The sequence below is a fragment of the Chryseobacterium sp. CS3K3.1 genome (assembly GCF_059515165.1).
Map to the genome: position 1 here is coordinate 153,922 of NZ_JCAKRV010000006.1, position 11,935 is coordinate 165,856.

Annotated in this window: 9 protein-coding genes; 3 read left to right on the top strand and 6 right to left on the bottom strand. The window is 38.0% G+C overall.

The genetic code is table 11. The features are described 5' to 3' along the window. Positions 1-16: 16 nt before the first annotated feature. Positions 17-574, bottom strand: coding sequence for a DNA-3-methyladenine glycosylase I (locus AC5YGI_RS08080; RefSeq protein WP_496167966.1), 558 nt, complete (start codon positions 572-574; stop codon positions 17-19). A gap of 139 nt (positions 575-713) precedes the next feature. Between AC5YGI_RS08080 and AC5YGI_RS08085 the strand changes: the two genes are divergently transcribed. The 3 genes from AC5YGI_RS08085 (at position 714) to AC5YGI_RS08095 (ending at position 4,239) form a co-directional block, all read left to right on the top strand. Next, positions 714-1,013, top strand: coding sequence for a hypothetical protein (locus AC5YGI_RS08085; protein ID WP_114821904.1), 300 nt, complete (start codon positions 714-716; stop codon positions 1,011-1,013). A 120-nt stretch (positions 1,014-1,133) separates the two neighbouring features. Next, positions 1,134-1,946, top strand: coding sequence for an enoyl-ACP reductase FabI (locus tag AC5YGI_RS08090; RefSeq protein ID WP_202842680.1), 813 nt, complete (start codon positions 1,134-1,136; stop codon positions 1,944-1,946). Positions 1,947-2,376: 430 nt separating this feature from the next. Further along, positions 2,377-4,239, top strand: a complete 1,863-nt coding sequence (locus tag AC5YGI_RS08095; protein WP_330746170.1) for a DUF3472 domain-containing protein — start codon at positions 2,377-2,379, stop codon at positions 4,237-4,239. A gap of 89 nt (positions 4,240-4,328) precedes the next feature. Here AC5YGI_RS08095 and AC5YGI_RS08100 read toward each other — a convergent pair whose 3' ends face one another. From AC5YGI_RS08100 to AC5YGI_RS08120, 5 genes are all read right to left on the bottom strand, one after another. Further along, positions 4,329-5,768, bottom strand: coding sequence for a glycoside hydrolase family 30 protein (locus AC5YGI_RS08100; RefSeq protein WP_330746169.1), 1,440 nt, complete (start codon positions 5,766-5,768; stop codon positions 4,329-4,331). Positions 5,769-5,808: 40 nt separating this feature from the next. Next, complete coding sequence (locus AC5YGI_RS08105) at positions 5,809-6,618, bottom strand: glycoside hydrolase family 16 protein (protein ID WP_496167967.1); 810 nt, start codon at positions 6,616-6,618, stop codon at positions 5,809-5,811. Between the two features lie 104 nt (positions 6,619-6,722). Further along, positions 6,723-8,945, bottom strand: a complete 2,223-nt coding sequence (gene bglX / locus AC5YGI_RS08110; protein WP_330746167.1) for a beta-glucosidase BglX — start codon at positions 8,943-8,945, stop codon at positions 6,723-6,725. A 9-nt stretch (positions 8,946-8,954) separates the two neighbouring features. Next, positions 8,955-10,379 carry a glycoside hydrolase family 30 protein gene (locus tag AC5YGI_RS08115; RefSeq protein ID WP_496167968.1) on the bottom strand — a complete coding sequence of 475 codons (1,425 nt, stop codon included), beginning with the start codon at positions 10,377-10,379 and terminating at the stop codon, positions 8,955-8,957. 3 nt (positions 10,380-10,382) lie between these two features. Beyond that, positions 10,383-11,933 (bottom strand): RagB/SusD family nutrient uptake outer membrane protein, encoded by a 1,551-nt coding sequence (locus AC5YGI_RS08120; protein WP_330746165.1) that lies wholly within the window; start codon positions 11,931-11,933, stop codon positions 10,383-10,385. Positions 11,934-11,935 lie beyond the last annotated feature (2 nt).

The window sequence follows — 11,935 nt, forward strand, 5'->3', positions numbered from 1 at the left end:
AGTTAACATCCTACATTTATTTCCTTGTAAAGCAATCCCTTACGTGATCATTAACCATTCCGGTGGCCTGCATATGGGCATAAACTACTGTAGAACCAACAAATTTGAATCCTCTCTTTTTAAGGTCTTTAGAAATACGGTCAGAAATCTCTGTCGTAGCAGGAACTTCAGACAATTTCTCCGGATTGTTATCAATGGGGTTTCCATCGATAAAATCCCAGATATATTGGGAAAAGCTTCCAAATTCTTTCTGAACATCCATAAATCTCTGAGCATTGGTAACTGCTGCCAGAATTTTAAGCCTGTTTCTTATAATTCCGGGGTTGTTCATGAGTTCTTCAATCTTTTTGTCAGAGTATGCTGCTACTTTTTTATAATCAAAATGGTCAAAGGCTCTTCTGAAATTTTCCCTTTTAGATAAAATAGTGTACCAGCTCAAGCCGGCCTGAAAGCTCTCCAGAATCAGGAACTCAAATATTGTTTCATCATCATAAACAGGTCTTTCCCACTCTTCATCATGATACTTTCTGTAGAGATCATCTTTTTCGCACCAGCCACACCGGATTTTTTCCATAATTATCATATTTTACAGGTTAAAGTTACTATTGATTTTGAAAAGTATAACAAAATATTATGAAAAGTTTAACAATGACCTTCAGTTTTAGGAATGGTTATTGTTTAATTATTCATACCAAATTAAAATTTATACTATTATGAACAATTCAGAGTACAACAAAGCGGAAAATGCAGTAAACAATGTAGAAAATTCTTTACAGAATGCAACGGACAAAGCCAAATGGAAAATCGATGAATTGGCAGATAAGGCTAAAGATTATATTAATGAGAAAAGGAATAATGATCAGGAAGCCAGCCAGGAAGACTGGCTAGACAGGGTAAAAGCTAATGTATCCGATGCCTGGGAAGATATCAAGGATAAAGCAGATGAGGCATGGGAAAAAACCAAAGATGCGGCGGAAGATGTAAAGGCAGAATGGAATAAGAAAACCAATTAGTATTTCAGTCATATAAATATTTTCAATAAAATGGAGTCTTAAATTGATAAGGCTCCATTTTTTATTATGCCATAAGCACAATTATTGTTACATTTGTATTATAATAAACATTAAAAAATTATGTCATACGGTTTACTTAAAGGCAAAAAGGGAATTATTTTTGGAGCCCTTAATGAACAATCTATCGCATGGAAAGTTGCTGAAAGATGCCATGAGGAAGGTGCTGAATTTATCTTATCTAATGCTCCTATAGCATTAAGAATGGGAGAACTTAATGGTTTAGCAGAAAAAACAGGTTCTGAAGTAATAGGTGCTGATGCTACTTCTGTAGAAGATCTTGAAAAACTTTTTGATGCCGCTGTTGCAAAATTTGGAAAAATCGACTTTATCCTTCACTCTATCGGTATGTCTATCAACGTAAGAAAAGGAAAACACTATACAGAAATGAATTACGACTGGTTGGAAAAAGGCTGGGATATTTCCGCTGTTTCTTTCCATAAAGTAATGCGTGTAGCATGGGAAAAAGACTGTATGAACGAATGGGGAAGCATTTTGGCGCTTACTTATATTGCAGCCCAGAGAACATTCCCGGATTACAACGATATGTCTGATAACAAAGCGTACCTTGAAAGTATTGCAAGAACTTTCGGAAACTACTGGGGAGAAAGAAAAGTACGTGTAAATACAGTTTCTCAGTCTCCTACAATGACTACTGCAGGTAGTGGTGTTAAAGGTTTCGGAGGATTCCTTGGATATGCAGAAGATATGTCTCCACTAGGAAATGCTACTGCTCTTGAATGTGCAGACTACTGTGTAACGTTATTCTCTGATCTTACGAAGAAAGTAACGATGCAGAACCTGTTCCATGACGGAGGTTTCAGCAGCTCAGGAGTTACTCAGAAAGTGATCAGTAAATATGACGCTGAAAAATAATGAACTGATAAAGTTTCATTTACAATACATAAGACCCATGAAGTTTTTTCATGGGTTTTCTGTTTTTTATCATCTGAAGACTCCTCATTTGGCGAATTCTTCTAGGCCACTATTACCGACAGTCAAAAGTGTTGTATTCTCTACATTATCCGAAATAAATAAAGATATCTGTTATCATTAAAATATATACCATCTATAATATATATCGGATGTGTGAAATAATTCTTAGTTAAGAAAGTCAACAACAACTCTATTTTAAGAAAAAGAAAATTAAAAACCTGACATTGAAATATTATTATTTTCTTAAAAATATCTTTTTAAATTAATAACAGCAATATTAATTTCCCATAAAAAAATATTAATTTTCTATAATATAAATCATAAAACAAAATAATTAATAATTTAACATCATTAACTAAAAACAAGTTTTATGAAGAAACATTTAATTTTTTTTGCCTCAATACACTTTATTGCAGCAATTTCATTTTTTAATCCTATAAAGGCTCAGACCTGCCCAAGCTGGGGGCCTTATATAGAAGGATTTGATATGGCTAATACCGGGGAACTTTGGTACTCGGAAGTAATGGTAGACAATACCTGTAAAAAAATCAACACCTATTATTCAACGCTGAACTTTTCTTTAGGTCCGCGAGGAGGATATGGAGGAATTCAATACAAACCAAATGAAGTGTATAATAACATCTTCTCTATGTGGGACATACAAGACTCCAGCCTTCCACAGTGTACAACGGAATATGCAGCCCCCAATACTTTGGTAGATGGTTTCGGAGGAGAAGGAACAGGTCTTCATACAGATAATCCCATGCCTTGGGTACCGGGAGTATGGTACGCAACAGTTGCCAGAAGGTGGTCTACCGGTGATGGAAAGACAAGAATAGGGTTCTTTATGTATGATTATGGTGTGGGAAAATGGAAACATTATGTGACTATTATAACCCCGGAAAATGATGCTTCATTTACCGGAACAAAACTGGGAGGTTTCGTAGAGAACTGGAATTCCGACTTGAATAAAGATTCCCGCTGTGGATATTACAGGAATTTCTGGAGTATGAATGCACAGGGAAGCTGGTCAAAACCATTAAGATATACGGCTTCAGCAGGAACCGGCTCTTGGGGAGCACAAACAGCATTTAACAATACTGCCATTAAAATAACATCGTGTGGAACAACTCCTGCTCCTGCTGGTGGCTCGGTAACTTTTAACAGTATTACTCAGGAAGGCACCAAACCTGCCACCACTATTCCTATTAGTGTTACTAACGTTACCCCATCATATAATTCATCCACTAATTCGGTCAATGTAACGTGGGCCAATTCAGAAACAACAAGTCCGCAACTTTCCTATAAAGTTGCTTTGTATACTGAAGCCAGCTGGGGAAATAATTATACTCCTGTTGCAGTAGTTTCCGGTATCCGTCCTGATCTCAGAAATGTAAATATCCCTCTTCCGGCTAATTCTCAATCCGGAAAATATTATGTAAGTGTAGTATTGGACGATATCTTTAAGCAAACTTCTAATTTTGGATATAACAATATTAATATCATAACCCCTCCGGTCATTGACCCGAATGCCTATTACAGAATAAAAAATGCAGGAAGTAACCTTTATATAAGCCCGGCAAATTATAGTTCTGCATCAAATGTTAAGATGGTACAATATCCGTTAAGTACTAATCCGGCACAGCAATGGAAGCTTGAAAAAACAGGAAATAACTATATTATTATTAACCATGCTTCCGGATTGGTAATTGATGTTCCCGGTTCTAATACTACTAACGGAACTACATTGATACAATATTCCAAAAGCGGAAATAACAATCAGCAATGGGTACTAAAATCCTATACACCCAATACCATACTTATAGGCACAGCTTTATCAAATATGAAATCGATGGATAATCCTGCCAATTCCCAAACAGCAGGTACTACTATTAATATTTGGGATCAGGATATGAATGGTACGGCAGGAATAAATCATCAGTGGGTGCTTGAACAGGTAACAACTACAACGTCAAGCATGTCTGCGAAACAGGAAATAACCTCAACCGTTTATCCCAACCCTGTAAAACAAGGTGAAAATCTTACCATAAATCTTCCTGAAAATGGAAATTATGAATTACAAATTGTAAACACAGATGGGCTAACAATAAAACAGCAGACAGTAAAAGGTGGAAAAACCACAATTTCAACCTCAAATATAAAAAACGGTGTATATTTCTATACTGCTAAAAGCATAAATGGTACTATTTCAGGAAAATTCTCTGTACAATGATAGTATAAGATGGTAATAACATGATATAATCTGAACGGGCGACCTTAATAAAGGCCGCCCGTTCTGTCAAAAATAATATTAATATGATATTACAAAATTACGGTCTGTATAGAGTGCGCAGGAGCATTCAGTTTGGCAGCCATCCCTTCTATCCATAGATTCGTTTCAATATCATTGTCTGAATCGTTCATGATAACGGTTACCAGCTGTCCGTTTTCGTTCATAAAAGCAGAAGATGTAAGAGCTGCTCTGTTGGAAGAACTTCCGATTCTCTGCGCATTGGGTTTGATATATTTTGAAACATGTCCTATATAATAGTATTCATACGTATAGAACACCTCTCCTGTTTTGGTATCAGCAATAATTGGAGCAAAGCAGAAATTTCCTTTGTGATTGGGACCTCCGGTTTCATCCAGCAGAATATTCCAGTCAGTCCATAAAGCATTTCCTTTGTTGAAATCGTTCAGCATATTTTTGCTGTAAAGTTCTCCGAGGCTTACATCATATATTTTATCCATATTGAACTGTTCTTTGCATCCTTCGGTAAAGGCCAGGAATTTATCAGGAAATGCTCTGTGTGTTTCTGCTAGATTGTCAAAAAGCTGAGTTTTGTTATTCCACGTTTCATACCAGTGATAACCGATACCATGGGCATATTTTGAGGTTTCAGGATCACTTAATGTAGTGGTTGCTCTTTGATAGATAAGGTCTCTGTTGTGATCCCAGATCATAACTTTTTTATCTTTATATCCGTTTTTCCAAAGCGTTGGTCCAAGGTTCTTTTTCAGGAACTCTCCTTCTTCTTCAGCAGTATAGATGCATGATTCCCAGCTTTGGGTAGCCATTGGCTCATTCTGAACGGTTAACCCCCAGATGTTGATTCCTCTCTTTTCGTATTCTTTGATGAATTTGATATAATAATCTGCCCATGTCTGGTAGTATTGATTTTCCAATCTTCCTCCTTTGTACAAACTTTTGTTGGATTTCATCCAGGCTGGCGGGCTCCAAGGCGAGAAATAGAATGTGAAGTTATTACCAATGGCTTTCTGAGCTTCTTTAATCATCGGGATTTTATACTTCTCATCATGAGCAATGTTAAACGTCTTCAGAGAAGTATCATTATCCTCCACATAGGTATACGAATCGCTGGAGAAATCACAGGAATTCATGTTGGTACGAACGACAGTGTATCCCAATCCATTTTTTCCGAAATAAGCATCCAGAATTTCTTTCTGCTTATTCTTTGGCATTTTATAAAAAGTCTCTGCTGAGGCGTCTGTAATAGCACCTCCAATTCCTATCAGTTTCTGATATTTAAAGTTGGGAGCCACAAAAATACACGCCTCAGTTTCTTTAGGCTGTCCGAACTGTTCAAATGTAACGGTTCCTTTATCCGCCATCTTCTCATTCACTTTCGAGTTGGTAAGGATTACTTTAGCTGTTTTTCCTGCATTCTTCTTCCAGTAATTCTGAGCATTGACATTGATGACAACGCCTACTACAAAACAACTTACAATTAATTTTCTCATGATTTTTTCTGTTTCCGGACCCTTCTGGTCCTCATTTTCATTATTTATTTTGATAGACTCTTACGTAGTCTATATAATACTTCTGTGGAAATACCGCATCATCAATGCCTTCTTTTCCACCCCAAAATCCTCCTACAGCAAGATTTAAAATGATAAAGTAAGGTCTGTCAAAAGGCCATGCTTCATCGTTTTTCTCTTTGTTTACATACGTAAAAAATTTCTTATCATCTACATACACATCAATCTTTTCGGGAGTCCAGTCTGCCTTATAGACATGGAATTTTTCGCTGGCATCTTTTACAAACAAGGTATCTGTTTTCTGTGTTCCCTGGATATGGTTGTATTTTTTGGTGTGAACAGAAGCATGTATAAATCCCTGATTGTATCCTACATGTTCCATAATATCCAGTTCACCGTCATCCGGCCATTTCTTCATATTTTCACTCATCATCCAGATGGCAGGCCATGTTCCACGTCCTTTGGGAAGCTTTGCTCTTACTTCTACTGTTCCATACTGAAAGGCGAATTTTCCTTTGGTTAAAAGCCTAGCAGAAGTGTATTTATTATTTTCCCAATTTTCTTTTCTGGCTTCAATGATCAGATTTCCCTTTTCCATTCTGGCGTTCTCAAGCCTGTTTTTGGTATAAAACTGAGCTTCTTCATTTCCAAAACCACTTCCTCCGATATCATAATTCCATTTTAATGAATCCGGAAGTCCTTTGCCATTAAATTCATCATTCCAGATCAGTGTTCTGCGGGAATCTGGCTTGTTTGAAGCACAGTTGAAAGCAGAAAGAAAGAATATTCCTATTACACAGATACTTATTGTATTTCTGAATTTGATTTTCATGTGTATTAAGTTTTGGCTAAAGCCGTTCTTTTTATATTTTCATAAGTGGGCTTCCTTCGTCCATGCTCAGGATTATAACCCACTCCTATTGAATTGAATTCAATTTATTTTGTCCAGGTGATTCTTTTGGTCTGAACATGTTGAGAATCCGTCCCGACCATAATATCAAATTCCCCGCCTTCCCAGTCAAAATTCAAGTTATCATCAAAGAATTTCAGATCTTCGGGAGTCAGTTTAAAATCGATCTTTTTGGTTTCTCCTTTTTTGATGAATACTTTCTGGAAACCTTTCAATTCTTTTATCGGTCGGACTACTTTCCCGAAAAGATCCCTGATATACAGCTGTATCACTTCTTCTCCGTCATATTTTCCTGTGTTGGAAACCGTAACGCTGATATTCAAGGTCTGATTTCCTGTAAGGTTTGTGGAATTTAAAACCATATCAGAATATTTGAAATCCGTATAGCTTAAACCATATCCAAATGGGTATTTGGGATCATTATCAAGATCTATATACGCGGAAACATAGTTTCTGTCTGTATTATTTTTTGCCGGTCTTCCTGTATTGTAATGATTATAGTACACAGGAATCTGCCCTTCTGTTCTTGGGAAAGTCATTGGAAGCTTTCCACCGGGATTCACTGTCCCGAACAAAACATCTGCAATAGAGTTTCCTGCTTCTGTTCCCAGCCACCATGTATACATAATGGCAGGAATATTGTCTGATGCCCAGTTGAAAATCAGAGGTCTTCCGGCGTTGATCATCAGGATGATTGGCTTACCTGTTTTGGCAATTTCTTTCAATAAGTCTTCCTGAACACCTGTAAAACCAATAGTACTTCTGCTTTTTGCTTCTCCACTCATCGCGTGGCCTTCTCCCAGCGTCATGATGACAACATCTGCTTTTTTCGCCGTTTCTACCGCTTCGGCAAACTGGCTTTTATCCTGATCATCCACATTGCAGCCTTTTGCATATAATAAAGTAGCGTTTTTATCCAGCTGGTTTTTAATTCCGTCAAATTGAGAAACGATTCTTTGATTATCATCTTTGAAAGCAACAGACCAGAAACCGTGATTCGCTACCGTTTCTTTCCCGAAAGGGCCAATCAGCGCAACTGTTTTTACACTTTTCGAAAGCGGAAGAATATTTCCCTGGTTTTTAAGAAGAACAATACTTTTAGATCCGAATTCTCTTCCGAATTTTCTGTTTTCCTGATTATCGGTCTGTTCTTTTTGTCTTTTTTCATTGCTGAATCTGTAAGGATCATCGAAAAGTCCCATTTCGAATTTCTTGGTTAAAATTCTACCCGCTGCATCATCTACCAGTTTTGCATCTACTTTTCCTTCTTTCACCAGTTTTGGAAGCTCTGCCATATACACACGGCTTTCCATATCCATATCACTTCCCCCTTGTATTGCTCTTTCAGCAGCTTCAGCTCCATCTTTGGCATAACCGTGAGGAACCATTTCCCCGATGCTTCCCCAGTCTGACACCACAAAACCTTTATAATTCCATTTTCCTTTTAAGAGGTTTCTCTGTATATATTGGTTGGCCGTTGCGGGAATTCCGTTAATATCATTGAAGGAGTTCATAAAAGTGGCTACTCCTGCCTCCGCAGCGGCTTTGAAAGGAGGAAGATAAGTTTCATTCAATTGTCTGAGACTCATATCTACAGAATTGTAATCTCTTCCGCCTACAGCAGCTCCATATGCCGCGAAATGTTTGGCACAGGCCATCACTGCATCAAGACTTCCCAGACCTCTACCCTGAAATCCTTTAATCCTTGCCAGTCCTATTTTTGTTCCAAGGTAAGTATCTTCTCCTGAGCCTTCCATTACTCTTCCCCATCTCGGATCTCTGGCAATATCCACCATCGGAGCAAACGTCCAGTGAATACCGTAAGCGGCAGCTTCTGTAGCAGCAATTCTTTCAGACTTTTCAATCATGGCCAGATCCCAACTTGCCGCCTGTCCGAGATTGACAGGGAATGTGGTACGATAACCATGGATAACGTCCTGCCCGAACAGTAAAGGAATTTTCAGCCTTGACTGCATCGCCAGTTTCTGAAAAGCTCTGGTTTCCTCTGATCCTGCAACATTCAGCATAGAACCTACTTTACCCTTCCTGATTTCTTCCAAAACAGCTGCGGAATTGGATTGCTGGGGTCCTGTAGCATATTCAAAACCACTATATTGCACCATCTGCCCTACCTTTTCTTCCAGGGTCATTTTAGACAGCAGCTCTGCTACTTTCTGATCAATGGTCTTCTGTCCGTAAGCATTCAATCCCAATGCAGAAAATGCCAGTAAGAAATAAACTCTTTTCATAGTATCAAATTAAAAAATATAGGTTGCTGTAGAATGTCCCGAAATTGTTACAGCAGCGGTTTTCCCGGCAAATTTAATATTAAAATTCTCATCTGCCTGATTATCGTTCTGCACAATTAAAACTATTTTCCCAAATTGAGTCTTAAAGGCAGCCGTTGAAAGCTTATCCGTCTGAGTGGAAGCGATACGCTGGGATCCTGCAGGAATAAATTTTGAAGCGTGTGCAATGATATAGTAAGAAACATTTCTGGTGAAATTCTCACTGTCAGAAACCGTTATGGCTCCTTTACACTCCGTACATCCGCCATCTGTATGAGGGGCAAATTTTGGATCGTTGGCAAGATTCCATTCCAGAGCTATTTTGCTCCAGTTTCTCATAGAGCCTATGATTACATTTTTCGTATGCCAGTTCAGGTCTTCGGTAAAAGTGCCTTTTGAACCTGTCCATTGTTCAGTAAAGTATAAATTCTTATCCGGAAAAGCATTATGTACCGTACTTAATGCAGAAATATCGCCTTCGTAAAGGTGAAAAGCAGATCCGTCTATATATTTGCCAGCTTCAGAATCTTTTAAAATATCAATAGCATATTCCGGTTTGTTGCAGTTGTGGTCGTAAACAACAATTTTAGTTTTAATTCCATTTGTTTTAAAAACAGGTCCCAGATGGTTCTTAATAAAATCTCCCTGCTGTTCAGACGGCATATACAAACTTGGATTATTTCCCGGATGTAAAGGTTCATTCTGAGGAGTTACAGCATCAATGGTGATCCCTTCTTTTTTCATTCCCTGGATGTATTTTACAAAATATTGAGCATACGTTCCATAGAATTCAGGTTTTAAACTTCCTCCTTTTGACTTTCCATTATCCTTCATCCAAACCGGAGGAGACCACGGGGCAGCAATGATTTTAATGGAAGGATTAATTGCTAAAATTTCCTTCAACATCCCAATCAAAGCTTTGTCTTTTGCCAGACTGAATTTTGAAAGCGAAGGATCGCTCTGTCCTTCAGGAAGATCATCGTAGGAGAATACTTCTCCATCAAGATCGGAAGCGCCAATACTCAGTCTTAAATAGCTGATGGATATTGAATTTTTATCATTTCCAAAAAGTTCGTTAAGCAGTGCTTTTCTTTTGGAAGGCGACAACCGGTTGATTACCTCAACACTTCCTCCTGTTAATGTATAGCCAAAGCCATCAATATATTGAAACTTTTGAGTGTCATCAATTTCAATATTCTGAAAGCTGTTGGTAGTATTTGCAAATTTAACGGAAGTCTGCTGTTGTAATTTTACACTTTCATCCCCTTTGGTAAGCCAGTACTGCACTTCATTTCCTTTATTGGAAGCCACTGAGGTACATGAGAAAGAAAAAAGGGCCACACCACTAAGTAGTGCGGCACCTCTAAAGAAACTATATAAGTTGTGAAACTTCATATTTTAGTAACCAGGATTTTGTTTTAAAACTGTATTCGGCAACTCATTAAACGGAATTGGCAGAATTTCATTTTTATTAGCTTTGAACCCTTTGAAGGCAAGCTTAGAAGGAGCATCTCCCCATCTTACAAGGTCAAACCATCTGTGCCCTTCGCCTGCAAGCTCTCTTCTTCTTTCATCTTTAATAGCCTGTAAAGAAACCGGAACCGATGCTAAACCGACTCTTGCTCTTACTGCATCTAATAATGCCTGGGCTCTTGCTCCTGCTCCACCTAAAGCTTCTGCTTCCATCAGATAAGTATCTGCTAATCTTATTGCGATATAATTCTGACGGAAATTCAGTTCTGCCGGACCTGGAAGTGAACTTTTTAAAGCATTTGTAGGTAAGTATTTATTTAAAAAATATCCTGTATCAGCAAAAGCAGGGCTGTAGGTGATTTTACCATCTGTTACCAGCTTTTTTGCATTGAAAACGGTTACATCCAGCCTTGGGTCTCCCTGCATGAAAGTAACAAAGTTTTCTGTTACAGTGTTAAATGCCCAGCCGGAATAGATATCCGGAGCATCATTATTCGGGATGTTTTTTAGGGAATAAGAACGAGGCCCTACCATTACATTAATAGAGTTTCCTTCATCTTTGCCCTGCCCCCAGAAGCCCCAGTCGGAGTTTCCTTTATTGGTATGCATTACTTCAAGGATAGATTCAGTAGAAAACTTATAAGGATCCGATAATTCAGGACCTACTTTAAATAAGTCTGCATAATTGGCAACAAGCTTATATCCGTATTGGCTGGTTCCTCCCGGAGTACCATTTACCTCGGCAAACTGTGCTGCTGCCTGAGGCATTTTTTTATCATAAAGATAAATTTTACCTAAAATAGCTCTTGCAGTTCCCTGTGTGATTCTTCCTCTATCATTTCCACTTGACACCATCATCAGATCCGGAATAGCAGCATTGATATCATTTTCTATCTGAGTATAAACATCACTAGGATCAGCTTGCGGAATATTCCAATAATCATCATCAAATTTTACGGATTTCAGAATCAAAGGAATATTTCCGAACATTCTTAATAGCTCAAAATAATATAATGAACGAAGAACTTTTGCCTCTGCGATATATCTTTTCTTAAGATCATCACTCATATTAGCCCCGGGAACTCTTTCTATTAAAAGATTAGCACGTGCTATTCCCTGATAGTAATCTCTCCAGTAACTGGCAGGCATCGTGTTTGGGTTAATCATATAATTGTTTAGCCCCTGGATACCCGCACCGTCATTAGAGTTTCCTCCTCCGGAATAGAAATCATCAGATCCTGCATTAAAGAATGTTACAGTATTTTCAAACCCTCCTGAATACTTTCTTAAAACATCATAAACTGAAACCAGTGCACTGAAAGACTGCTGTTCATTCTGGAAATACAAATCAGTATTAAAAGATCCTGAATTCTGTACGTCATCAAGATAAGAATCGCTACACGCGACATTGGTAAAACCCAGACCTGCAAGAAACGCTACAGCAAGTCCTTTATATATAAAATTCTTGTTTTTCATTT

Excerpts from the sequence above, each read along its gene's own strand:
- AC5YGI_RS08090 (WP_202842680.1), top strand. The coding sequence starts at position 1,134 with ATGTCATACGGTTTACTTAAAGGCAAAAAGGGAATTATTTTTGGAGCC.
- AC5YGI_RS08115 (WP_496167968.1), bottom strand. The coding sequence starts at position 10,379 with ATGAAGTTTCACAACTTATATAGTTTCTTTAGAGGTGCCGCACTACTT.
- AC5YGI_RS08120 (WP_330746165.1), bottom strand. The coding sequence starts at position 11,933 with ATGAAAAACAAGAATTTTATATATAAAGGACTTGCTGTAGCGTTTCTT.
- AC5YGI_RS08080 (WP_496167966.1), bottom strand. The coding sequence starts at position 574 with ATGGAAAAAATCCGGTGTGGCTGGTGCGAAAAAGATGATCTCTACAGA.
- bglX (WP_330746167.1), bottom strand. The coding sequence starts at position 8,945 with ATGAAAAGAGTTTATTTCTTACTGGCATTTTCTGCATTGGGATTGAAT.
- AC5YGI_RS08095 (WP_330746170.1), top strand. The coding sequence starts at position 2,377 with ATGAAGAAACATTTAATTTTTTTTGCCTCAATACACTTTATTGCAGCA.
- AC5YGI_RS08105 (WP_496167967.1), bottom strand. The coding sequence starts at position 6,618 with ATGAAAATCAAATTCAGAAATACAATAAGTATCTGTGTAATAGGAATA.
- AC5YGI_RS08100 (WP_330746169.1), bottom strand. The coding sequence starts at position 5,768 with ATGAGAAAATTAATTGTAAGTTGTTTTGTAGTAGGCGTTGTCATCAAT.
- AC5YGI_RS08085 (WP_114821904.1), top strand. The coding sequence starts at position 714 with ATGAACAATTCAGAGTACAACAAAGCGGAAAATGCAGTAAACAATGTA.